At 57.3% G+C, this 24867-nt stretch carries 20 protein-coding genes; 11 read left to right on the forward strand and 9 right to left on the reverse strand.

Features of this window, described 5'->3' with window-relative positions; genetic code table 11:
* Positions 1–37: 37 nt before the first annotated feature.
* Entirely contained in the window at positions 38–1381 is a 1344-nt protein-coding gene (locus K5Y33_RS16235; RefSeq protein ID WP_222234534.1) for an ABC transporter substrate-binding protein, read from the reverse strand.
* 528 nt (positions 1382–1909) lie between these two features.
* Here K5Y33_RS16235 and K5Y33_RS16240 point away from each other — a divergent pair.
* Together K5Y33_RS16240 and K5Y33_RS16245 are read left to right on the forward strand one after the other, a co-directional pair.
* Positions 1910–2509 (forward strand): GNAT family N-acetyltransferase, encoded by a 600-nt coding sequence (locus K5Y33_RS16240; RefSeq protein ID WP_210082031.1) that lies wholly within the window; start codon positions 1910–1912, stop codon positions 2507–2509.
* A 13-nt stretch (positions 2510–2522) separates the two neighbouring features.
* Positions 2523–3614 (forward strand): ABC transporter ATP-binding protein, encoded by a 1092-nt coding sequence (locus tag K5Y33_RS16245; RefSeq protein WP_137385000.1) that lies wholly within the window; start codon positions 2523–2525, stop codon positions 3612–3614.
* Between the two features lie 78 nt (positions 3615–3692).
* On the opposite strand, the gene K5Y33_RS16250 is transcribed toward K5Y33_RS16245, so the two are convergent.
* The gene (locus K5Y33_RS16250; protein WP_210082029.1) at positions 3693–4817 is read right to left on the reverse strand and encodes an ROK family transcriptional regulator; all 1125 of its coding nucleotides are present in this window, start codon (positions 4815–4817) and stop codon (positions 3693–3695) included.
* 18 nt (positions 4818–4835) lie between these two features.
* Positions 4836–5714 (reverse strand): BadF/BadG/BcrA/BcrD ATPase family protein, encoded by an 879-nt coding sequence (locus K5Y33_RS16255; protein ID WP_192412628.1) that lies wholly within the window; start codon positions 5712–5714, stop codon positions 4836–4838.
* Positions 5715–5981: 267 nt separating this feature from the next.
* On the opposite strand from K5Y33_RS16255, the gene K5Y33_RS16260 reads away from it, so the two are divergent.
* On the forward strand, positions 5982–7142 hold the full coding sequence (locus tag K5Y33_RS16260; RefSeq protein WP_192412630.1) for a Gfo/Idh/MocA family protein: 1161 nt from the start codon (positions 5982–5984) through the stop codon (positions 7140–7142).
* 64 nt (positions 7143–7206) lie between these two features.
* Here the strand turns inward: K5Y33_RS16260 and K5Y33_RS16265 are convergent, their stop codons facing one another.
* Positions 7207–8445, reverse strand: a complete 1239-nt coding sequence (locus K5Y33_RS16265; protein WP_137384997.1) for an MFS transporter — start codon at positions 8443–8445, stop codon at positions 7207–7209.
* Positions 8446–8864: 419 nt separating this feature from the next.
* Between K5Y33_RS16265 and K5Y33_RS16270 the strand changes: the two genes are divergently transcribed.
* A complete protein-coding gene (locus tag K5Y33_RS16270) occupies positions 8865–9464 on the forward strand; it encodes a hypothetical protein (protein WP_222234535.1) in 600 nt (199 codons plus the stop codon).
* Between the two features lie 284 nt (positions 9465–9748).
* Positions 9749–12139 carry a glucose/quinate/shikimate family membrane-bound PQQ-dependent dehydrogenase gene (locus K5Y33_RS16275; protein WP_222234537.1) on the forward strand — a complete coding sequence of 797 codons (2391 nt, stop codon included), beginning with the start codon at positions 9749–9751 and terminating at the stop codon, positions 12137–12139.
* 186 nt (positions 12140–12325) lie between these two features.
* On the opposite strand, the gene K5Y33_RS16280 is transcribed toward K5Y33_RS16275, so the two are convergent.
* From K5Y33_RS16280 to K5Y33_RS16290, 3 genes are all read right to left on the reverse strand, one after another.
* On the reverse strand, positions 12326–13537 hold the full coding sequence (locus K5Y33_RS16280; protein WP_222234539.1) for an MFS transporter: 1212 nt from the start codon (positions 13535–13537) through the stop codon (positions 12326–12328).
* A gap of 112 nt (positions 13538–13649) precedes the next feature.
* On the reverse strand, positions 13650–14540 hold the full coding sequence (locus tag K5Y33_RS16285; RefSeq protein ID WP_222234540.1) for a LysR family transcriptional regulator: 891 nt from the start codon (positions 14538–14540) through the stop codon (positions 13650–13652).
* A 175-nt stretch (positions 14541–14715) separates the two neighbouring features.
* On the reverse strand, positions 14716–15084 hold the full coding sequence (locus tag K5Y33_RS16290) for a helix-turn-helix domain-containing protein (RefSeq protein ID WP_101762352.1): 369 nt from the start codon (positions 15082–15084) through the stop codon (positions 14716–14718).
* Between the two features lie 165 nt (positions 15085–15249).
* On the opposite strand from K5Y33_RS16290, the gene K5Y33_RS16295 reads away from it, so the two are divergent.
* From K5Y33_RS16295 to K5Y33_RS16305, 3 genes are all read left to right on the forward strand, one after another.
* On the forward strand, positions 15250–15909 hold the full coding sequence (locus K5Y33_RS16295) for a response regulator transcription factor (RefSeq protein ID WP_008105599.1): 660 nt from the start codon (positions 15250–15252) through the stop codon (positions 15907–15909).
* A complete protein-coding gene (locus K5Y33_RS16300; RefSeq protein WP_222234541.1) occupies positions 15906–17264 on the forward strand; it encodes a HAMP domain-containing sensor histidine kinase in 1359 nt (452 codons plus the stop codon). Before K5Y33_RS16295 ends, K5Y33_RS16300 begins: the two co-directional genes overlap by 4 nt.
* A 388-nt stretch (positions 17265–17652) precedes the next feature.
* Positions 17653–18519 (forward strand): nucleoside-specific channel-forming protein Tsx, encoded by an 867-nt coding sequence (locus K5Y33_RS16305; protein WP_101762354.1) that lies wholly within the window; start codon positions 17653–17655, stop codon positions 18517–18519.
* 166 nt (positions 18520–18685) lie between these two features.
* Here the strand turns inward: K5Y33_RS16305 and yjdN are convergent, their stop codons facing one another.
* Positions 18686–19117, reverse strand: coding sequence for a VOC family metalloprotein YjdN (yjdN, locus tag K5Y33_RS16310; protein ID WP_101762355.1), 432 nt, complete (start codon positions 19115–19117; stop codon positions 18686–18688).
* 78 nt (positions 19118–19195) lie between these two features.
* Positions 19196–20098, reverse strand: a complete 903-nt coding sequence (locus K5Y33_RS16315) for a LysR family transcriptional regulator (RefSeq protein WP_101762356.1) — start codon at positions 20096–20098, stop codon at positions 19196–19198.
* A 113-nt stretch (positions 20099–20211) separates the two neighbouring features.
* Here K5Y33_RS16315 and K5Y33_RS16320 point away from each other — a divergent pair, with 113 nt between their 5' ends.
* The 3 genes from K5Y33_RS16320 to abgT all read left to right on the forward strand — a co-directional run bounded on the left by K5Y33_RS16320 (position 20212) and on the right by abgT (position 24697).
* On the forward strand, positions 20212–21525 hold the full coding sequence (locus K5Y33_RS16320) for an amidohydrolase (RefSeq protein ID WP_222234542.1): 1314 nt from the start codon (positions 20212–20214) through the stop codon (positions 21523–21525).
* A complete protein-coding gene (locus K5Y33_RS16325) occupies positions 21522–22967 on the forward strand; it encodes a M20 family metallopeptidase (RefSeq protein ID WP_222234543.1) in 1446 nt (481 codons plus the stop codon). The genes K5Y33_RS16320 and K5Y33_RS16325 overlap by 4 nt, the downstream gene beginning before the upstream one ends.
* A gap of 209 nt (positions 22968–23176) precedes the next feature.
* Complete coding sequence (abgT, locus tag K5Y33_RS16330) at positions 23177–24697, forward strand: p-aminobenzoyl-glutamate transporter (protein ID WP_192235968.1); 1521 nt, start codon at positions 23177–23179, stop codon at positions 24695–24697.
* Positions 24698–24867 lie beyond the last annotated feature (170 nt).

Raw genomic sequence — 24867 nt, forward strand, 5'->3', positions numbered from 1 at the left:
GTTCGCGGCCCGGCCACTTACGCCGGGCCGTACGTCATCAGTGCTTGAGGGTTTTCAGGTAACGTTGATAGTTGTTATCGAAGTTGATCACCATCTGGTCGGCGGTTTGACGTCCCGCCAGCAGCAGCTGCACATTCTGATTCAACTCGGCGTTCATGGTTGGCGTGGCCCAGTCGAGATAATGGCCGAGACCATCATTCTCATTCAGCGTCACCCACACCTGATACGCTTCCGCCAGCAGCGGGTTATCCGCTGGAATCTGTGCATTTTTGCTGGTGCCAGCCGGCAGGAAGCCCACTTTTAGCCAGCGGTTAGCCATCTCATCCGAGACGATGTAATCGATGAACTTCGCTGCTGCGTCCTGCTGCGTTTTGTCTTTAGCGGTGCTGGTGATGGAGAACGCCAGATCGGTGCCGCCCACCATCAATGGATGCTGCACGCCCTCACCCGCTGGCATCGCGGCGAAGTGCAGATCTTTGTTGTCTTTAAACTGGCCGAGATACCAGGTTCCGCTCACCAGGAACGCTGCCTGACCATTCTGGAACAGGGTCGCCGCATCGTCGTGCCCAATGCCCTGGAAGCCGGGGAACAGATAGCCTTTGTCATTCCAGCCTTTCATCATATTGGCGGCTTTCACCAGCTTGTCGTCTTTGAACGTGCCGCCCACGTCGTAAATCAGATCGTCGAGTTTTTTCCGGTCGCTGCTCTCAATCTGCGCTTCCCACAAGGTGCTGAGCAGCTGCTGGCCCATGTTGCCGTCGAGCAGGCCGAGCATCATCGGCGGTGTGCCGGCGGCTTTGAGTTTCTCCATCGCCTGTTCGAGTTCCGGCAAGGTTTTAGGCACCGCGACACCGGCTTTATCCAGCAGCGCTTTGTTGTAGAACAAACCCACCATCTCGCCAAGGCTCGCCACGCCGTAGAGTTTGCCGCTGCCGAAATCTTGTTTATCTGACCAGCGGTTACGTTTCAGGATTGAATCCGGGAAGCGCGTGGTCCAGCCGTAAGTTTTGGCGTAATCATCCAGCGGCCACAGCAGCTTGTCTTTCACCAGCGAGCCCATATCGCCGCCGCCCTGATTCACCTGGGCGATTTGCGGGCCGTCACCGGCGGTCAGCGCCAGCTTAAGCGGAATGCGCGTGTCTTCGAAGGAGTGCACCGAACGCTGAATCACAATGCCCGGATTCTTTTGCTGGAACGCTTTTACCGCTTCATCCACCGCTTCGGTCTGCTGCGGATAGTTGTAAATGTCCCACTCATTCAGGGTAACGGCCTGCGCGGCTGCCATGGTCGCACCGAGCAGAATCCCGGCGGAGACCAGACGCGACACCGTGCGCAGTGAGCTTTGCAAACGGGAAGGACGATTGGTTGAATCACACATCATGCTCGGTTTCTCCAACAGATGACTGGCATCCCTTCATCTCGACACCTGCGATTCCCGGCAGGTTGATTCAGCAGCGACAACGCATATAATTCATACTTACTTTATGCACAAAAGAAAGTCAAACATCGCCACTGCGGAATTTTTGCTCTGTGATACAGTGCAAAGAGTAAGAAGAAAAGCCGCCAGAACAGCAGAGGATGCTGCGATTCAGCGCGCAAACCGGACAGCGCCGCACAGTAAAGCCTGAGCATCGGTATAAATCACTCAGCCAAGAGAGACGCATTAACTCACTGATAGAGCATACGAAAATCCTATAGTTATCATCACAGCAATAGATAAGCGAAAGGCAATGTGCTTTCAACCAGCGCTCATACCGGCGTTGCGCGTGAGTTTGTCAGCCGCCCAGTCATGCTTTGTGGTTATAGTTCGCATCAGCTTTGTGCGCCAGCGCAATTATTACACCTTGAAAACTAAGTCGGCTTTCTTTACCGTAAAATCTGTTCATCTCCTGACCACAGAGGCTCCACCATGACGGCTGAAGGTGTTATTCGTCGCGCCAGCGAGGCAGATTTTCCCGCCTTGTCGCGCATCTGCTTAGAGACCGCCAATGCCGGCACCGATGCCAGCGCGCTCTACTCCGATCCCGTGCTGCCCGGCCTGCGCTTTGTCATTCCCTACGCGCGCTTTGCGCCCGAATTTGCTTATGTGCTGGAACAGCACGGCGAGGTAGTCGGCTACGCGGTCGCCGCGCCCGATACGCGCGCCTTCGAAGCAAAGTTGAATACTGATTGGTGGCCACAGCTGCAACAGCAGTATCGCGATTACGCGCCGCAGGCGCCGCTCGACAGCAAAGTGCTGGAAGCGATTCATCAGCCCGATGCGGCAGCGGATCAGCTGGTGACGCAATGGCCTGCGCATCTGCACATCAATTTGTTACCCGCCGCGCAGCAAGGTGGCTGGGGGCGCAAGCTGATTGAACAGCTGCTACACGATCTGCGTGCCGCGGGCGTGCCGGGCGTTTATCTCGGCGTCAGCCTGCAAAACGAGCAGGTGTGCGGCTTTTATCAGCGCCTTGGCTTCACGCCGATTATGCGCAGCAACGCCATTTATATGGGCCAACTTCTCTGAGTCGAGGCATCGCATGACCAGCCTGCATCTGCAAAACGTTAAAAAGTCCTACGAAAATGTAAACGTGATTCATGGCATCGATCTCACCATTAACAGCGGCGAATTCGTGGTGTTTGTCGGCCCTTCCGGCTGCGGGAAATCTACGCTGCTGCGCATGATTGCCGGGCTAGAGGAGATCACCGACGGTAAGTTGCTGATTGAAGGCGCCGATATGACCGATCAGCACGCCACCGAGCGCGGCATCGCCATGGTGTTTCAGTCCTATGCGCTCTACCCGAACATGACGGTGCGCGGCAATCTGGCCTATCCGCTGGAAGTAATGAAGCGCCCGAAAGCGGAAATTGAGCAGGCGATCAAACAGACTGCGGCGCGCCTGCATCTCACCGAATTTCTTGACCGCTTACCGCGCGCGCTGTCCGGCGGACAGCGGCAACGTGTGGCGATTGGCCGGGCGATAATCCGCCATCCGCGCATTTTTCTGTTTGATGAGCCGCTGTCGAACCTTGATGCCGAGCTGCGTTTGCAGATGCGCATTGAGATTGCTCGCCTGCACGCTTCGCTGGGCAACACCATGATCTACGTGACGCACGATCAGCTGGAGGCGATGACGCTGGCGGATCGCATCGTGGTGCTGCGTCAGGGCCGCATTGAGCAGGTCGGCGCGCCGATGGCGCTGTATCGCGATCCCGATAACCTATTTGTCGCCGGGTTTATTGGCTCGCCGAAGATGAATTTCCTCACTGCCGAAGTGGCCGCGATCGCGCCGGGCGCGGTGCAGTTACGCGTGCCGGCGCTGGGCATTAATCAGCTTACGCTGCCGATCGCCGCGTCGTGCCGCGAAGGGCAGAAAATCACGCTGGGCGTACGTCCAGAGCATTTCCAGCCAGTGAGCAGCAATGAGGATGCCCTGAGTTTTAGCGGCGAGTTGTCGTTTAGCGAGATGCTGGGACACACCAATTATCTCTATCTCGATATTGGCGAAGAGAAGCTGCTGGTGATTGAGGAACGTAACGTGGCGGAACACGCGATTGGCGAGCGGCTGAGTTATCAGCTGCGTGCCGAGCACTGTTTATTGTTTGATGAGCAGGGTTTGCGACTCAGATAAGGTAAAAGCCGCATCTTTTCGTCGCGGCGCGATAAATCGCGCCGCGACGGAATGGGCGGGGATTTATCGCGTGATTCATTATTGCGGTGCGATCTCTTCATCGGCCTGTGCGGCCAACAAATCCAGCAGCTTATTCACCGCAAACCCGGCAGCGCCCTGCGCCCACATGCGGTTGGATTCCGTAAGGAACTGCAGCGGCGTCATGTGCGGCGTCAGCTTCAAACGGTAAGTCTGGAAACTCTGCGTAACGTGGTCGAGCAAAATGCGCGAAGCCATTTGCGGCTCCATCGCCAGATACACCACGTCCGGATCGTAAGCCACCGACAGATTCGCCAGCGACATCCCCAGATGCTGCCCGGCCTCGGCCAGCGCGCTCAGCACCTCCGGCGTTGGACGCGCATCGAGATCGCGCAGCGTATGCGGCACCTCTTCTTTGGTGGTGGCCGCCACGCGCTGCAGAATCGCCTGCGACGACGCCACATCCTCCAGCAGACGCTCAGAACCATCGCCCAGCAGCGACACGCCAATCTCCCCTGCTTTGCCGTGACGACCACGATAAAGCTGGCGATCGAGCAGAATCCCCGCGCCGATGCCTTTGCCGAACGTAGCTATCACCGCCGACTGCGCATGACCGAGCTGACCAAACACCAGCGCCGCCATCGCCAGCGCGTTGGCGTCATTTTCAATAAATACCGGCAGCGAGAAGCGCTCTTCCAGCAGACGGGCAATCGGCACGTTATCCCAGCCCAGCGCGCGTGACAGCACGCAAACGCCATTGCTGGCATCGACTAAGCCCGACAGCGCCAGACCAATCGCCCCAACCTTTTTGCCCTCAACGCCACGCAAAAACTTCGCCAGCGCATCGCCGAGCTGTTTGGGCGTCATCGCGCCGGAAGGAATTTGCTGCTCGCCGATGATGTTGCCGCTGAGATCGGTCAGCACCATCAGGTTACGTTCGGCATTAAGCTGAATCCCCACCACGCTGGCGTGATCCGGATTGAGGCCGAGCAGCGTTTTGGGCCGCCCCATTGAGACGCGACGTAGCCCCAGCTCCTGCACGATGCCGCCGGTCAGCAGACGATTGGTGGCTTGCGACACCGTCGACATGCTCAGGCCGCTGCGCACTTTGAGATCGGATTGACTAATAGGCGCATTTTCGACAATCAGCCGCAGAATGCGCGCGGTTACGTTGGGAGCGCTCATGAGCCTCTTTATCTGAAGTTAAGCGGGAAGTGTCAGGCTGAACTGCATGGCCAGGCGAAGCGCACCGCTTAGGGCATCGCCCTGCGGCGGCACCAGCAGCGCGGCGATATCCGCCGGTAGCCACGCCTGAATGGGCGCGGCTAATCCGCCCATCAAAGCCAGCTTGCCGTGGCTGCGCGCCAGCAGCGGCTGCACCATCTGCACGATATCCGCGGCGGATTGCTGCACCAGCGCTGTGCCGTGCACATCGCCCTGCTGCGCGGCAGCGAACACCTCAGGCACCACGCGGCCCCAATCAGCGGGTGTCGCCTGTTTCGACCACATCAGCAGCTGTTCCGGACTGTTTTGATAGCTTGCCATGATGCGCTGCGTTAACGCCGAGGCGGGCACAATCTCTTCGTGCGCCAGCAGCGCCAGCCGCAGCGCGCGTTGGCCGAGAATCGCACCCGAACCGGCATCTGACAGGGCAAAACCCCAGCCGCCGAGCAGCGTGAAGTGCGTGCCATCCCAGGCCGCGCCCTGGCTGCCGGTGCCAATAATAAACACTGCGCCTGGCGCACCGGCGTGCGCACCGGCACAGGCGATTTCGACATCGGTAAACAGATAGCGCGCCTGACAGCGTGGCTGCCAGCTGGCGAGACGGCTTTGCACCGAGGCGACGTTCGCGCCCGCCAAACCGGCGACGATCACCGTGCGGTCGCGCGCTTCAACGGGTAAATTCGCCTGCGTAAATAGATCGTCAATGACCTGATCAATGGCCACGATGGCGGCATCAAACTGCGACCAGACGTTAGCGGGACCGCCTTTGGCTTCCGCCAGCAGGCGTCCGGCGCTGTCGGTCAGGCGTCCACGACAGTGCGTACCACCGCCATCAATACCCAGCATTAGTGATTGCACGCGCTTCCTCCTGCCAGCCCGAAACGGTATGACGCTTATAGATGTGCGAAAGATAGGGGAAAAAAACTTAAATCGCAATAATAAATAAATAGGCAATCCGTATAGTTAATTAAAATAGATATAAATCATATAAATAACATTTTTTCACCAATTGAGATCAGCCACACGGATTGACATTAGTTTTTCTGTCGTAATAAGTTAGCGGTCAGATTATCAGCAGCCTGACAGGTCGGGCGGCTTAAAGGCAACGGGCTTCAGGGGTACAACATGAAAGTGGGCATTATTGGTCTGGGCTTTCGGCTTTCCCATGTGGTGAAAGAGTTCAACAAAGCCGACACAGCGTTTTCCGTGGTGGGTTATGTCGATCCGGCTCCGGCGGGATTACCGAATCTGCACAGCTTTGGCATCGACGCGGGCACCGCGTTTGCTAGCGTGGATGCGCTGCTGCAACACGGCGGCTTTGATCTGCTGCTGGTGGGTTCGCCGAACTTTATGCACCTTGAACACATTCGTCAGGGCTTAGCGGCGGGCTACACGGTGTTCACCGAGAAGCCGGTGGTGATCAACGAAGAGCAGACCATGGCGATGGCGCAGCTGGTGCAGCAATATGGTCACGAGCGCATTCTGGTCGGCTTGGTGTTGCGCTACTCACCGCTCTATCGCGACCTGCTCACCGCGCGTGATGAAAATCGCCTCGGCGAAATCACCTCAATTGAAGCCACCGAACACATCAAGCCGTATCACGGTGCGTTCTTCCAGCGCGACTGGCGCCGTCTGGAGAAGTACGCCGGCCCGTATATTCTGGAAAAATGCTGCCACGATATCGATCTTTACCAGGGTTTGGTCGGCGAGCGTCCGGTACGTGTTGCCAGCTTTGGCGGACGCAAAAACTTCACCCCGCAGCACGCGCCTAAAGGTGCGGTAACAGCGCAGTCAGAGGTGTATCACGTTAAACCGAGCGGCTGGTCGAGTACCGATGCGGTGTTTGACGGCGATGCCGACATCGTCGATTACCAAACCGCGCTGATTGAGTATGCCGGTGGCGCGACCCTCGCCTTCCATGCCAACCTTAACGTACCGGATGAGTTCCGCCGCTTCTGCGTGATGGGCACCGATGGCATGGCCGAAGGTGACTTCGTGCGTAACTACTTCCGCGTGCACAACGCGCGCACCGGTGCGCGCGAAGTGGATACTGAGTATGACGGCAACGCCTATGACGGCCATTACGGCGCAGATGCGCTGATGGCCGAAGAGATTGTGAAACACATTACACAGGGAACGCCGCTGAAGGTTTCAGTGGTGGACGCACTGGAAGCGGGCCTCACTGCGATCAAAATCGATGAAGCGCGAAAATCGAAAACCGTGGTGGATATGACGGAGAGTTGGAAAAAATTTGACGCCAACCTGGGGAAAGCAGCAACCGCGTAAGACACGCGCAATAAATTGCGCCGCTACAAACCGTAGCGGCGCGATTCATCGCGCGATGTTGAAGTTAGGTAACGGTTTCGTTTTCCAGCTTCTGCCGCTTACGCAGATGCGGGAAAATCGTCATCCACACGCCCACCACGATCAGCGTGCCGATGCCGCCAATCGCCGCCGCGGGCACCGCGCCCATCCATGCCGCCAGTAAACCTGACTCAAACTCGCCGAGCTGATTCGAAGTATTAATGAAGATGGCGTTGACCGCATTCACGCGGCCACGCATGTCATCCGGCGTATCGAGTTGCACCAGCGCGCCGCGAATCACCATACTGACCATATCGAAGCCGCCCAACGCCGCCAGCGCGATCACCGATAGCCACAGCTGCGTGGAGAGCGCGAACACCAGCGTCGCCACGCCAAAACCGGCCACCGAGCCGAACATGATCATGCCGACGTTCTTTTCCAGCTTGTGACGACTCAGCCACACGCCAACCAGCAGCGCACCGACCGACGGCGCGCCGCGCAGGATGCCCAAGCCCCACGGCCCGGTATGCAGGATATCTTGCGCGAAGATCGGCAGCAGCGCGGTGGCGCCACCTAGCAGCACGGCAAACAGATCGAGTGAAATCACGCCGAGCACATCTTTGCGATCGCGGATAAAGCGCACGCCCGCAAACAGGTTCGGCAGATTCATCGGCAAGCGCGCCTGCGGCGGCCGCTCATAGCGCAGTCGGCTCACCAGCACGATGGAGAACAGATAGAACAGCGCCGAGACGCCATACACCACTTGCGGACCGGCGACATAAAGGAAGCCACCGAGCGTTGGGCCGATAATCACCGCCGCCTGTCCGCCCACCGAACTGGCGGCCATGGCGCGCGCCAGAATCGGCGGCGGCACCAGCGCCGGCAGCATCGAGGTAATCGCTGGCCACTCAAGCGCCTTGGCGACGGAGATCAGAAACACCAATCCCCAAATCTCGATCTTGCCCGCCCAGTTCATCAGCGTGAGCGCAACCAGCCCCAGCAGCGCCAGCCACTCAATAAATTGTCCGAGCAATACGATACGACGACGGTCAAGCTGATCGGCCAGATGCCCGGCGGGCAGCGCCAGCAGTACAGAAGGCAGAAACTGCATCAGACCGATCATGCCGAGCGCCATCGCGCTGTGGGTCAGCGCATAAATTTGCCAGCTGACCGCGACCGAAAACATCTGGAAACCAAACGATGAACAGGTGCGCGCCAGCCAAAAGGCGACAAACGACCTGTGCCGCAGCAATGAATCCTCTGCTGCGGAGACTGGAGAACCCATAGTTTTATCCCATCCTAAACAATTACATCGGTTAGCGTCGTTGCACTAACCTGGTGAAAAGCCACGTTGCGGCTTCCGCTTTATTTTTTCAGGCCACAGAGTGCGGCATCTTACTGAGCCAGGCAATGGCTAGCCGTGCTGTTTAAAAACAGAAGCTTATCCAAAAATTAGCTAAGCATGGAGCTCTTAATATTAGCAGGCTGATGGTTATGAGATGAAAATATCCAAAAGTTTCCCAATATGGCAATAGTCGATTAATTCATCCTGCGTGGCACCTAATATCTCTCTATCAGTGACAGTTAAAAAAAGGTGATCTTGATAAACAAAACGATCTATATTGACTGTGTTTAGATTTCATTATCCCGCCGTCCTTATAATAATTAAGACGCTCCAGTTAATTAATTTATTCACAGAGATAAATGGAAAACAGTTCTTATAATCCTTATGTTACTGAGCGCATCCATCGCTTCGACGGGGCGCTAGCTGGCGTGTGTTATTCAGCCCCCTTTATGCATTGTGAACAGGAAAACACAGCAATACTTAATGGACACAACATAATTTCGCTGCATAATCAGTTGCCGGATACACCCGAATTAATAATCATCCCGTTAACGGGAAATAACCTTGTGCGTTTTTTACAGGATCCGGAAATTTATTCCAGCCTGCAGGATGAGAATGTACAGCTGGCAATCAATTATGCCGATTTAGTTCAGCAAGATAGTGCTTTACGTAGGGCCGCAGAGCGTTTCTCATTTTGGCTCTATGATTTGGCACCGCCCGGCACCTGCTGGAAGAATATCGCAACGTTTCCATTTAGCGGTATTGCGCTGACCGACGAGTTTTTTCACGATAATTATCTCAAGTTCAGCTTTCCTTTTCTGCTGGAATCCTGTCGTGAAAGAGAAGTGGAAGTAATATTACGCACGCCACAGTTAACGTTGCCCGCTGAGCACTATGCGCAACTTAATTTGAGCGGCTGGCAGGAACAACGCACCAGCAGCACACTGTTTGAAGGGTAAACGTTTACACAATGTGTTGCTCTTAGGTGTTGTGGCCCGATCTAACCGGACATAACACCTTTATTCCCTCATAAAATGTCGCACTACTTCCCTTCAACGAGTGCAAAGCACTAAAAATATCAAACCCTTTAACGTTTTTAAGATAAAATTTAACGCAAAGGGAACATCTCGCCGCACGGAAAGCGTCGCTCGAACCGTTTCGTTATTTCGTACTCTATGTCGGGAAGCAACCCAACGCGTTGTTTCCTTTTTAGTTTTTAATGGCAAAGAAAGAGGTCAATATTATGGGGAAAGCTTCCTCATCTTTTGGCGTAATCCGTTTTCTCACAGTGCTGTTTGCACTGCTGACGGGCGCGTTTATGCTGGTTGGTGGCGTTTGGTTAGCCGCCATTGGTGGTTCCTGGTACTACGTTATTGGCGGTGTGGTCATGTTGATCACCGCTATTCTGCTGTGGCGCCGTAGCGGCTCAGCATTACTGCTGTACGCATTGCTGCTGTTGGCAACGCTGGTGTGGGGCGTGTGGGAAGTCGGTTTCGACTTCTGGGCGCTGGCACCGCGTACCGATGTGCTGGTGATCTTCGGCATCTGGCTGATTCTGCCGTTTGTGTATCGCGGTCTGAATAATGCCGGCAAAGGCGCTCTGGCGCTGCTGTCAGTGGCGCTGCTTGCCAGCGTACTGGTGCTGGCGTGGGCGGTATTCCACGATCCGCAAGAGCTGAACGGTGAAATTCCAGCGACAGCAGCCAATGCTCCGCAGGCACAGCCGCTGAGCAACATCGCTGATGCTGACTGGCCGGCGTATGCGCGTGACCAGCAAGGCACCCGCTTCTCCCCGCTGAAGCAGATCAACACCGGTAACGTTAAAGAGCTGCAGGTTGCCTGGCAGTTCCAGACCGGCGATTTGAAGACGCCAAACGATCCGGGCGAAATCACCGATGAAGTCACGCCAATCAAAATCCGTGACACCCTGTATCTCTGCTCACCGCACCAGATTCTGTTTGCGCTGGATGCCAAAACCGGTAAGCAGAAGTGGAAATTTGATCCGGGCCTGAAGCCGAATCCAACCTTCCAGCACGTTACCTGCCGTGGCGTTTCTTATCACGAAGTGCCTGCTGCGGCCGATGCGGCCAATACTCAACCTGCGCTGTGCTCACGCCGCATTTACCTGCCGGTGAATGATGGCCGCATGTTCGCGCTGGATGCGGAAACCGGTGAACGTTGTGCTGCCTTTGGCAACAACGGTGAACTGGATCTGCAGCACAAGCAGCCGGTATTGACGCCAGGCCAGTATGAGCCGACGTCGCCGCCGGTCATCACCGACACCACCATCGTGGTCGCGGGTGCGGTCACCGATAACTACTCTACCCGTGAGCCGTCAGGCGCCATCCGTGGCTTCGACGTTAACACCGGTAAACTGCTGTGGGTGTTCGATCCGGGTGCCAAAGATCCAAACGCGATTCCAGCGGATGAACACAGCTTCACCATGAATTCACCGAACTCATGGGCACCGGCGGTGTACGATCCGAAACTGGATATCGTTTACCTGCCGATGGGTGTGTCAACGCCAGATATCTGGGGCGGCAACCGCACACCAGAGCAGGAACGTTATGCAAGCAGCGTACTGGCGCTGAACGCCACCACCGGTAAACTGGTGTGGTCGTATCAGACCGTGCATCACGACCTGTGGGATATGGACCTGCCGTCGCAGCCGACGCTGGCCGATATCACGACTAAAGATGGCAAAACCGTACCGGTGATTTATGCACCGGCGAAAACCGGTAACATCTTTGTCCTGGATCGTCGTACCGGTGAGCCGGTTGTCCCTGCGCCGGAAACTCCGGTTCCACAGGGCGCCGCCAAAGGTGACCACGTTGCGCCTACTCAGCCGTACTCCGAACTGACCTTCCGTCCGAAACAGAATCTGACGGACAAGGACATGTGGGGCGCGACCCTGTACGACCAGCTGGTGTGCCGCGTGATCTTCAAGCGTCTGCGCTATGAAGGTCCGTTCACCCCGCCGTCTGAGCAAGGTACGCTGGTGTTCCCAGGCAACCTCGGCATGTTCGAGTGGGGCGGTATCGCAGTTGACCCACATCGTCAGATTGCGATTGCTAACCCAATGGCGCTGCCGTTTGTGTCCAAGCTGGTTCCGCGCGGTCCGGGCAACCCGATCGAGCCACCGGCTGACGACAAAGGCGGTTCAGGTACCGAAACCGGTATCCAGCCACAGTACGGCGTACCGTACGGCGTGGAGCTGAATCCGTTCCTGTCACCGTTTGGTCTGCCATGTAAACAACCGGCGTGGGGCTATGTCTCCGCAGTTGATCTGAAGACCAACGAAACCGTGTGGAAAAAACGCATTGGTACGGTTCGCGATAGCGCGCCAGTGCCGCTGCCGTTCAAAATGGGTATGCCAATGCTGGGCGGCCCAATCACCACCGCTGGTAACGTGTTCTTCATTGGTGCTACCGCAGATAACTACCTGCGTGCGTTCGACACCAACACCGGTGAAATGCTGTGGCAGGCACGTCTGCCAGCAGGCGGCCAGGCAACGCCGATGACCTATGAAGTGGATGGCAAGCAGTACGTTGTTATCGCTGCCGGTGGTCACGGTTCGTTTGGCACCAAGCTGGGCGATTATGTGATTGCTTATGCACTGCCTGATGCGAAGTAAGTTTTCGCGTTGAGGTGTTGAAGTAATGAAAAGGCGGACTGTGAAGTCCGCCTTTTTTTATGCTCGATGTTTCGTTATTGCACACTTCGTAGCGGCGCGATTCATCGCGCATATCAATGGCGGCTCGACGCCCATCCAGGCATTGCGCAATAAATTGCGCCGCTACGGTATGTGCGGGTTTTAACTTCAACGCTTGCGCAGCACCCGGGCATTTAACAGCGCGCACAGCGCCATGATCACACAGGTCGCCAGAAACACCGGACGCATACCAAACGCGCCGCCAATAAAGCCGCCGAACAGCGGGCCTGAAACCTGGCCGACATACTGCGCCGAGGTTGAATAACCCAGCATCTTGCCCACCTGCGACTGCGGCACGCTGTGACGAATCAGCGCGGTGACGCACGGCATCAATCCACCCAGCGCCATGCCCATCAGAAAACGCAGCACCACCAATTGCCACGCTTCGCAGATAAACGCCTGCGGGATCAGCAGCAGCGCGCAGGCTATCAGCCCATACACCAGCACGCGACCATGCCCGACGCGATCGGCCAGCCGTCCCAGACGTGGCGCGGAAATAATGCTGCCGAGCGCAGCGGCGGCCATCACCAATCCGGCGGTGACGGTGATGGCGTGATCGCCGTTAACAAACTGGCCGATATACAGCGTGATGATCGGCTCAATCGACATATTGGCGAAAATCAGCAGCATGCCCGACAGCCACATCAGGCGCACCACCGGCAGATTCGGCGGTGCCTCATCGGCTGCACTGCTTTGCACGGTTTTCTTACCAGAGGAGCGCGGCACCTCTTTCAGCAAAAAGGTGGTTGCGAGGAAGGCGAGGAAAATCACCGCGCCGGTCAGCCAGAAGGTGTGACGAATGCCAATCAGCGGCGGCAATACGCCGCCCAGCAGCGGCCCCACCACGTTGCCGGCCATAATGCCGGATGACAACACGCCGAGCGCCCAGCCGGTTTGTTCTTTCGGCGTTTGCGCCGCCACCAGAATGGTCGATCCCGAGGCGTAGCCGCCGAGCAAACCCGCCAGCAAACGCAGCGCCACCAGCTGCCACGGCGCGGTGGCCATACCAATCAGCGACATGGCAATCGCCATGCCGAGGCTGGCGCGGATCAGCATCAGTTTGCGGCCATAGCGATCGGCCAGTTTGCCCCACAGCGGCGCGGTCAGGGCGGCGCTGAGGAAGGTGGCGCCGTAGGCCGCACCCGACCAGCGCGCAATCGCCGCGGGTTCCTGCACGCCGAGTTGCTGCACGTAGAGCGGCAGAAACGGCAACAGCAGCGTCATCGCCACAATGGTGCTGAACGAACCCAGCACGCAGACACACAAATTTCGCTTCCAGTGTTGCTGTTCGGGCGCTAACGCGAGTGGAGGTTGCTGCATGGCAATATCCCTGTTTTTTGCTTTTTTAGCAGGCTAACAGTGACGCTGCGTAGAAAACAGAGTAGCGCGGATAATTGCCAGGCGGCGCAGTATTGTTGCCAGATAACAACAATTAGGCTGTACCAAGGGTGTTGATTAACGCATCGCACAGCAAAGTGACCGGCGAAGAGGGTTGCGGCTGCTCTTTCAGCAACAGATAGCTGTGCAGGCGGTCCATTTGCCAATCTGATAGCACCTGCTGGATTTCGCCGCGCGCTAAGGCATCTTGCGTCATATAAGCGGGCAGATAAGCGATGCCGGTGCCCGCCAGTGCGGCATTGAGCAGCGCCATACTGTTGTTGGCGCGGAAACGGCTGTGCACATCCAGCGCCAGGCGCTGTTTATCACGGCGAAACGGCAGCGCGGCGGTGTGCGCCGGGCCATGAAACAGCAGCAAGTCGTGGCGCGTCAGGCGGTCGGGATGATCGATGGGCGCATGCGCCGCCAGATAATCTGGCGTGGCGTATAAGCCCCAATCAATGCTGGCGAGTTCACGATAATTAGCCGCGTCGGGCGCACGCGCGCGGATCACAATCGCCACGTCAGCGCTGGGTTGCGGGTCATCGCTGGTGGTGAGGTCGAGATCGACGTTGATGTGAATATGGCGGCGAATAAAGTCATTCAGCGTCGGCACCACGCACTGACAGCCGTAGGTGATCGGCGCCTGCAAGCGCACGTTGCCTGCGGGCAGTTGATGTACCTGCTGCACAAAGGCGTCGGCGCGATGCATCTCTTCCAGCATGCGCACGCAGAACGGATAGTAAGCCTGGCCGAGCTCCGTCAGCACCACTTTGCGCGTGGTGCGCTGCAGTAGCTTAATGCCGAGGCGCACTTCCAGGCGCGCCACTTCACGGCTGACGTGGGATTTGGAGACGCCTAAGGTGCGTGCGGCTTCGCTAAAGCTTTGCCGTTCCACGACGCGTGCAAATAGCATCATGGCGGAGAGATTGTCGCTGTTGTCCATGTTCTCTGGCAGTTAAGAGAGTGAGAACAGCAGCTTAAAAGCAAAAGGCGTCATTAGTCCATCAGCGTACATTTCGTAGCGGCGCGATTCATCGCGCTTATCAATGATGGCAACGAGCCCATCCAGATATTGCGCAATAAATTGCGCCGCTACGAATGATGCGCATAGGCATACATCAACTCGCCATCGCCAATGGGAACAATAAACGATCCGGCTCAACGCGACGCTGGCGGCGCAGCTGGCCTGGCGTCACCATGAAGTAGTTTTTGAAGGTGCGAGTATAAGCCTGCTGCGTATCGAAGCCGTAACTCATCGCCACCTGCAAAATCGCCTCATCGCTGTTAATCAGCGTCAGCGCAGATTCGGTTAACCGGCGCTGGCGAATGTACTCGGCCAGTGAAAAGCCGGTGTGCTGACGGAACAGACGTTGCAGATGCCAGCGGGAGTATCCCGAGCGGCGTGCGACTTCATCCAGATGCAGATCGTGCCCTAAGTTATTCTCTATCCAGTCCAGCAAACTACGGATAAATTCGCGCTGATTCATGGGATTCTCCTGCGTTGGCAATATGTCCAGTGCCGCCACAATAGCGCGTTAAATTTATCCCTTAATTAGCAGAAAATTAGCGCAGAATTAGCAAGCGGGAAAATGGGTATAATTCTGGCCTAATTATCTGTCGCTACACTGCGTTCAGTTAAGTTGGAGGGCATCATGCGTGTGCTGCTGGTAGAAGATGACGAAATGATTGGCGCGAATCTGCAGCAAGCGCTGGAAGCGGCAGGTTGGTCGGTGGATTGGGTACGCGACGGCGTGTATGCCAGCAATGCCTGGGCTGAAGGCGGCTATACCTGCGTGTTACTGGATCTGGGCTTGCCGCGTGAAGATGGCCTGCAGGTGCTGCGTCGTGCGCGCACGCGCGGCGACATGACGCCGGTGCTGGTGCTCACCGCCCGCGATACCGTGCAGCAACGTATTCAGGGATTGGACAGCGGCGCTGACGACTATTTGCTGAAACCCTTTGATCTGCAAGAAGTGCTGGCGCGTATGCGCGCCATTACCCGCCGTCGCCACGGTGCAGCAGATTCTCTGCTCGGCAGCGGCGATGTGCAGATCGACATCATGACGCGCGAGGTGCTGTACAAAGGCCAGCGCGAACAACTTACCGCACGCGAATATGCCCTGCTCTACGCCTTGCTGGAGCGGCCGGGCGCCATTCTTTCGCGCGAACAGTTAGAAAACCGCATTTACGGCTGGGGCGAAGAGGTCAGCAGCAACGCGGTGGATGTGCTGATCCACGGAATGCGTCGCAAACTGGATAACGAAGTGATCCGCAACGTACGCGGACTTGGCTGGCGGGTACCAGCAATATGAAACCTTTCACCTTTATGCGCTCGCTGCGTAACAAGCTGCTCGCCACGCTGGTGATTCTGCATCTGGCGATGATTGGCGGCGTCACCTGGTATTTCTATCACTGCTACGGCGACATGATGGGCACCATGAAAGACGACCAGCTCGCCAAGATCGCCGATGCGTGGGCCAGCAGCCAACGTATGCCGGCCCTAATGCCGATGGTGATGCATGAAGAGAAACTGAAAAGCACCTATATCGTCCAGCTGTGGGACGAAAGCAATCATCTGCGCGCCAGCTCCTGGCCGGGCCTGCATGCGCCATTGCAGCTGAAAAAAGGCTGGACCGATTTGAAAGTCGGTGACTGTGGTGATGACTGCGAATGGCGTGTCTATACGCGGCCCGGCGAGCTGGGCAGTGAAATCGGCAATATTCAGGTGCTGCATAATATTGGCTACATGAAAAGTATCATGGTCAAGCGAGCGCTCTCCGCCATCATTCCGCTGGTGCTGATGATGCCGCTCTCACTGATTGTGATATGGCTGGTGGTGCGGGCCATAACGCGCGATTTGCGTGTGGCGTCGCGCCATATCGCGGCACAGGAAACCATGCATCCTCATTCAGTCTCGCCCGATGGCCTACCGGATGAAGTGCTGCCGCTGGTGGCGGCTTACAACTCCTTGCTGGATAAACTGCGCGCGGCCTGGTCATCGCAGCGCCAGTTCCTTGAAGATGCGGCGCATGAGCTGCGCACGCCGGTCACCGCCGTCACTTTGCAGCTGGAGAATCTGCGGCAACATATTCAACCGGGTGAAGCCAGCCGCCAGTTTGACCAGCTGGAAGCGGGCGTGACGCGCACGCGCCATCTGGTGACGCAGCTGCTGAATATCTCGCGTCAGGAAGATCAATCGGTGGTCGCCACGGTGGAAAGCATCGAGCTGGACGATCTGCTGAAAGAGAGCATTGAGCAGCTAATGGTGGTGGCGGATAAACGCGGCATCGATATCGGCTTCAACGGCACCACGCACTATCGCCTGCACGCCAGCCGCTCCGATCTGCGCAGCCTGTTCGATAACCTGATTGGCAATGCGATGCTGCATACGCCGGAAGGCAGTTTGGTCGATGTGCTGCTGCATCGCGTCGGCAATCACACCGTGGTGGATATCGTCGATAACGGGCCCGGCATGGCCGAATCCTTTATTGAACGTGCCTTTGACCGCTTCACCCGTTCGCCGGATGTGCAGGCGCAAGGCAGCGGACTGGGCTTGTCGATTGTGCGCAGCGTGGCGCAGAAACATCAGATGCAGGTTGCGCTGTCGAACCGCCACGATCCGCAGGGCCAGATTGCCGGCCTGCAGGTGCGCGTGACATTGCCATAAACTTCACCGTGCCGTAGCGGCGCAATTTATTGCGCAAAGTTGCTGTGGGCACGGTGCGACATCAAAACAACGCGATAAACCGCGCCGCTACATCCTTTCCCTACATCAATAACTTTCCCTGCTGTACGCGACACGTAAACGGTTGCGGGGTTCCGTTCGCTACACGGGCCTAATGTGATATCGATCACATTTCCAGTGAATCAAACTGCAACACTTTTTGACAAACGTGACCAAAATCTATTTTCTATGCCTCTGTTACAGGCACATTACGCAAGCTTGAAAATCTGGCGATGCAGACCGGATACGACAACTCACTGCCCATCCCCTGGGATCAATTTCACCCGATCGCGGCGACGGCCCGGCGATCAAAAGCATGTGGTTAACAATAATGAAATATAAAGCGTTGATAGCAGGGGCCTTATTGGCCAGCAGCTGGACTGGTGCGGCACAAGCGGCAGACAGCGATCCGCAGTACGTTTCTGACTGGTGGCATCAGAGCGTGAACGTGGTGGGCAGCTACCACACCCGTTTTGGACCCCAGTTCAACAACGACGTGTACCTGGAATATGAAGCCTTTGCCAAAAAGGATTGGTTCGATTTCTATGGCTACCTCGATCTGACCAACTTCTTCGGCGTAGGCAACAGCAACGCTAACGGCGTGTTCGACCACGGTTCGCCGATGTTCATGGAAATTGAGCCACGTTTCTCCATCGATAAGCTGACCGGCACCGATCTCTCTTTTGGTCCGTTTAAAGAGTGGTACTTCGCCAACAACTACATCTACGACATGGGTCGCAACAGCGATAACCGTCAGAACACCTGGTACATGGGTCTTGGCACCGACATCGATACGCACAGCGATATCGGCCTGTCGCTGAACGTTTACGCTAAATACCAGTGGGAAAACTACGGTGCGGCGAACGAAAACAGCTGGGATGGTTATCGCTTTAAGGTGAAATACTTTGTGCCGATTACCGATCTGTGGGGCGGCAAGCTGAGCTATATCGGCTTCACCAACTTCGACTGGGGTTCAGATCTGCGTGATAAGTCCGATCGTTCACGCACCAGCAACTCGATTGCGTCCAGCCACATTCTGTCGCTGAACTACGATCACTGGCATGTTTCTACTGTGGCGCGTTATTTCCACAACGGCGGCCAGTGGGCTGACGGCCAGGAGCTGAACTTCGGTAACGGTCCATTTGAAGTGAAATCAACCGGTTGGGGTTACTATTTGGTGGTGGGTTACAACTTCTAAGTTGTTGGTTTCCCTCACCCCGGCCCTCTCCCGCAAGCGGGCGAGGGAGTAAATAGGCTCGATCGGTTCCCTGTCCCACTTGTGGGAGAGGAAATAATTCGCTTGATCGGTTCCCTCTCCCACCTGTGGGAGAGGGTTAGGGTGAGGGCCAGCGCGCACCCTCTACTCAAATCTGCGGCTTATACGCATTCACCATCCACGGCACGCCGAACTTATCGGTCAACATGCCAAAGCCATTAGCCCAAAACGTCGGTGCCCAGCTTTTCGTCACCTCACCGCCCGCTGACAACGCATCAAACCAACGCTTGCCCTGCGCCTCATCCGGCGTGGATAAACTCACGGCAAAACCGCCATACGCCGCCTGCGGTGCGCCGTCACTCATCATCAATTCACCCTGCCCGATACGCAGATGGGCATGCATGATCTGCTCCGGCGAGAAGCTCACGCCCGAGATGCAACCTTCATCCTCCACCGGCGTTTCATCCGGCATATCGCCATAGGTCATCTTGAACAGCAGCTCGCCGTCGGTGGCGTCGAGGTAGAAGGCAATCGCCTCTTCGCAGCGACCGCTGTAAAACACATACGGGGTAACTTGCATGGTCTGTTCTCCATAAAGGGAATGTCCACTGCAAGTGTAGTGCGCATTATTTAATCGGTTGCGAGCCGGGCCGCACTCTTACCTTTGCTGACAGTAGCGCCGGAACAGCTGCGCCATGTAGGCACTCATCGGCGTCAACGCGGTGTCTTTGCGCTGAATAAGATAGAAAGTGGCTTTCGGTAAAGGTTCGTCGAGAACGAGGGAAATCAGCTGGCCGCCGTGCGTCGGGTCTTCAATCACATCGCGCGAAATAATGCTGACGAAATCGCTCTGCGCCACCAGGCTGGTGCAGGCCATAAAGGTCTCGCAGGTGACGACAATTTTCGGCGCCATGCCGCGCTCGCCAAACAGATCGTGTAGCAGCCGATAATAGCTCCCTTGCGGTGTCGGCATGGTCCAGTCGCAGTGTTGCAGCTCAGCCAGCGTGCGCGCATGCGCCATCGGATGCCCTTTGCGCATCACCACCTGATAATCGCGTTCCATCAGCCGTTCAAAAACTAACTCCTGATCGAGATGATTTTTATCGTAGGTATTGATGGTGAAATCCAGTTCGCCCTGGCGCAGCTCGTGCACCATTGAAACCAGCTGACCTTCAACAATTCGCACCTTTACCAGCGGATACTCGCGATGAAACTGATTGATCACCTGCGGCATGACCGTGCGCGCAATACTGCCGCCCACGCCGATGTTGACGCGCCCGCCGGCTAATCCCAGCCGCTGCTGAATATCTTCCTGCGCCACCCGCAGCTCTTCCAAAACCAGACTGGCATGCTTGAAAAAGTTATCACCGATATCAGTCAGCGTAACGCCCTGCTGTCGCCGCTCGAACAGGCGCGCGCCCAGCGCCAGCTCCAGTTCCTGGATCGCTTTGGTCAGCGCAGGCTGTGAAAGCCCGGACAAGCGGCTGGCGGCGCGGATGCTGCCCTGACGCGCCACAGCAACAAAAGCGCGCAGCTGATGAAGTTTGAGGTTCGCAGACATAGTTTGGTGATAACCCTTGTTTATCAGTAGCAAGATATTCGCATCTTATGCGCGGCAAAACCAATGTGTAGATTCGGATGAATGCATAAAAAACCAACACAAAGGAAATGCCGATGAAAACCCTTTCTGACCTCGTCAACGCGCGCATCCCACAGATGCAGGCCTGGCGACGCGATCTGCACCACTTTGCCGAATCGGGCTGGCTGGAGTTCCGCACCGCCACGTTGGTGGCTGAAGAGCTGCATCGTCTTGGTTATCAACTCAAGCTGGGCCGCGAGGTGATCGATGCCGACTCGCGCATGGGATTGCCCCCTGATGAAGTGCTGGAGCAACAGGAAGCGCGCGCGCTGGCGCAAGGCGCGCTGCCGCAGTGGATTAAACACTTCTCCGGCGGATTTTGTGGCGTGGTCGCTACACTGGAAACCGGTCGTCCCGGCCCGGTGATGGGTTTCCGCGTAGATATGGATGCGCTTGATCAGAACGAAAGTCGCGCCGCCGATCATCTGCCAACGCGCGAAGGCTTTGCCTCCTGCAATCCCGGCATGATGCACGCCTGCGGTCACGACGGCCACACCACCATCGGCCTGGCGCTGGCGGGCGTGTTGATGGAGATGAAAGCGCAGCTGAGCGGCAGCATCAAAATCATTTTCCAGCCAGCGGAAGAAGGCGTACGCGGTGCGAAGGCGATGGTGGCCGCTGGCGTGGTGGATGATGTCGATCTGTTCACCGCCATTCATCTTGGTACCGGCGTGCCCGCCGGCGAAATCGTTTGTGGCAGCGACAGCTTCCTCGCCACCACCAAACTCGACGTCAGTTTCACCGGCGTCGGCGCGCACGCCGGCGGCAAACCAGAAGAAGGCCGCAACGCCCTGCTGGCAGCGGCGCAGGCCACGCTGGCGCTGCACAACCTGCCGCAGCACAGCGGCGGTGTGGCGCGCGTCAACGTCGGCGTATTGCAGGCCGGAACCGGACGCAACGTGGTGCCCGACTGCGCGCTGATGAAGGTGGAAACGCGCGGCGTCAGCAACCAGGTTAACGACGATATCTATCAGCAGGCGCTGCGCGTGATTGGCGGTGCGGCGGCGATGTACGGCGTGGAATATGACGTCAAGCTGATGGGCGGCGCGCGCAGCTGCACACCGAGCCCGCCGTGGGTGGCGTTCATCCACCAGCAGGCCGAGGCGCTGGGCATTTTCACCTCAGTGGTCGATACGAAACAGCAGGCGGCGGGCTCGGAAGATGCCACTTACATGCTGGAGCGCGTGCAGCAGCGCGGCGGCCAATCCTCCTACGTGATTTTCGGCTGCGATCTGGCGGCGGGCCATCACAACGCGAAGTTTGATTTTGACGAAGCGATCATGGCGACCGCGGTGCAAACGCTGGCGACGCTGGCCCTCAATCACGCACAGTTTGGAGGCCAGCGATGAGCCACAGCGAATTTATTGATCGCTACATCAACCAAAACCAGCCGCGTTTTGCCGCCCTCAGCGATGCCATCTGGGACGTACCGGAAACCCGTTTTGAAGAGACAAAGTCCTCCGCACTGCTGGCCGATGCGCTGGAGCAAGAAGGTTTTCGCGTGGAGCGCGGCGTCGGCAACATCGATACCGCGTTTATTGCCAGCATTGGCAGCGGCAAACCGGTGATCGCCATTCTCGGCGAGTTCGATGCGCTGGCCGGTTTAAGCCAGCGAGCGGGGTGCGCCACGCCACAGCCGCTGGTGGAAAACGGCAACGGCCACGGCTGCGGACACAATCTGCTCGGCACCGCCGGTTTGGCCGCCGCTTTCGCCATCAAAGCCTGGTGGGCGCAACACGGCCAGCGCGGCACGCTGCGCTTTTACGGCTGTCCCGGCGAAGAAGGCGGATCCGGCAAAACCTTTATGGTGCGCGAAGGCTTGTTCGACGATGTCGACGCGGCGGTGACCTGGCATCCCGAAGGTTTTAGCGGCATGTTCAACCTCAGCACGCTGGCCAATATTCAGGCCGCCTTCCGCTTCAAAGGCGTGGCGGCGCATGCGGCCAACTCCCCGCATTTAGGGCGCAGCGCGCTGGATGCGGTGACGCTGATGAACACCGGCGCCAACTTTCTGCGCGAGCACATCGTGCAGGAAGCGCGTCTGCACTACGCGGTGACCAATGCCGGCGGCGTCTCCCCCAATGTGGTGCAAGCCGATGCCGAAGTGCTGTACCTGATTCGCGCGCCGCAGCTCGATCAGGCGCAGGATATCTATCAGCGCGTCATCAACATCGCCAAAGGCGCGGCGCTGATGACCGACACGCAGATGACGGTGCGCTTCGATAAAGCCTGCTCCAATTACGTGCCGAATCGCGCGCTGGAAAGCGTGATGGAGCGCTATTTGCATCAGTTTGGTTTGCCTGACTACAGTGATGCGGAACAGGCATTTGCCGCCGAGATGCGATCCACGCTGAGCAAAGACGATCTGCGTAACGCGCGTCTCAATGCGGCGCGCACCGGCGGTGAAGCGGGCGTTGCCTGGGCAGCGGCGCTGGGCGACAAGATTTTGATGGATGAAGTGGCGCCCTATGCAGTGACGCGCGAGATCCTTTACGGCTCAACCGACGTTGGCGATGTGAGTTGGGTGACGCCCACCGCGCAATGCTTTGCGCCCTGCTTCGCCTTCGGCACGCCGCTGCACACCTGGCAGCTGGTGGCGCAGGGCCGCACGTCCATTGCGCACAAAGGCATGTGTCTGGCCGCCAAAGTGATGGCCGCCACCGCGCTGACCTTGCTGCAGGATGACGCGGCGCTGGCGCGCTGCCGCGACGAGTTCCAGCGCGTACGCCGCGAGCAGCCTTACGTCTGCCCGATTCCAGCGGATGTCACACCGTCGAAGTTAACGTCCTAGGATTTACCTCTCGCGTTTATAAACGCGGGCAAAAAAAAATATAAAAACTAAAGCCCAAAATAATTCGAGCTGCAGGAAGGCGGCAAGTGCGGGCATCCCCAGGAGCTTACTCAAGTAAGTGACTGGGGTGCACGCACGCAGCCAACGCACCTGCAGCTCGAAGTATGAAGGGCTTGCAAACACAATAAGACGACTGATGAGGACCTGCCATGGAAATAACAACGGAGAACCGCAGCCCTGGAAAGCTGTTTAGCTGGATTGAACGCGTCGGCAACAAAGTGCCGAACCCGTTTTTACTGTTTGTCTATTTGATTGTGGTGCTGATGGTGGCCACCGCCGTGCTCAGCAGCCTCGACGTGGCGGTGAAAAACCCGGCCAACGGCGAGCTGGTGCGGGTCAACAACCTGCTGAGCGTGGCAGGGATTCAATGGATCCTGCCCAACATCATCAAAAACTTCAGCGGCTTCACGCCGTTGGGATCGATTCTGGCGCTGGTGATTGGTGCTGGCCTGGCGGAAAAAGTCGGCCTGCTGCAGTCGCTGATGGTGAAGATGGCTTCGCGCGTGAGCCGTCGCTACGCCAGCTACATGGTGCTGTTTATCGCCTTCTTCAGCCATATTTCCTCCGATGCCGCGCTGGTGGTGATGCCGCCGCTCGGCGCGCTGATTTTTCTCGCGGTGGGACGTCATCCGGTGGCGGGATTAATGGCGGCGATCGCGGGCGTGGCGTCCGGTTTTACCGCCAATCTGCTGATTGTCACCACCGATGTGCTGCTGTCCGGCATCAGTAGCGAAGCCGCCAAAGCGGTGAGCGACACCGTACACGTTAGCGTGATCGACAACTGGTACTTTATGGCCAGTTCGGTGATTGTGCTGACCATCGCCGGTGCGCTGCTGACCGACAAGTTTGTCGAGCCGCGCCTGCCCGCGTGGAACGGCGGAAATAGCGATCGTCTGCCGCCGCTCACCGCGCTGGAGAATCGCGGCCTGAAAGCCGCCGGTATCGCCGCGCTGGTGTTTATCGCGCTGATGGCGCTGCTGGTGGTGCCGGAACACGCGCCGCTGCGCAATCCAAAAACCGGCGGCATTATTCCCTCGCCGTTTATTCAGGGCATTGTGCCGATCATCATCCTGTTCTTCTTTGTGGTGGCGATTGCCTATGGCGCGGTAACCAAGCAGATTCGCCGCGCGGATGATATCCCGCAGCTGCTGGTGGATCCGATGAAGAGCATGGCGGGCTTTATTGTGATGGTGTTTCCACTGTCGCAGTTCGTGGCCTTCTTCAACTGGAGCAACATGGGCAAGTTCATGGCCATTGGCCTGACCGATGTGCTGGAGAGCGCGGGTATCAGCGGTGCACCGGCGTTTATGGGCTTGATGTTCCTGTCGGCGTTTCTGTGCATGTTTATCGCCAGCGGCTCGGCGATCTGGTCGATTCTGGCGCCGGTATTTGTGCCGATGTTTATGCTGCTTGGCTTCCATCCGGCGTTTGCCCAGATGATTTTCCGCATCGCCGATTCTGCGGTGTTGCCGCTGGCACCGATGTCACCGTTCCTGCCGCTGTTCCTCGGCTTCCTGCAGCGCTATCAAAAAGATGCGCAACTGGGCACCTATTACGTGCTGATCTTCCCCTATCCGCTGGTGTTCTTCACCACCTGGATTGTGCTGCTGCTGGCGTGGTACGCGCTCGGTTTACCGATCGGTCCCGGCGTCTACCCAAGTCTGCACTAATCCTGCGCCACGGATGGCGATCACTTTTCTGTGAACTGCAACGTATGTTGCCAAAATGTCACCGTCCTGCCTCTCGGCAACTCTCAGCGAATTTATTATCCTGCTATTCCTTCGCTTGCTAACGGTTAATTATTTTTAAAACCTATCTCAGCCGTCAGCGGGTTCTGCAA

It is taken from the genome of Pantoea sp. DY-17 (assembly GCF_019795975.1).
Taxonomy (GTDB): Bacteria; Pseudomonadota; Gammaproteobacteria; order Enterobacterales; family Enterobacteriaceae; genus Pantoea; species Pantoea leporis.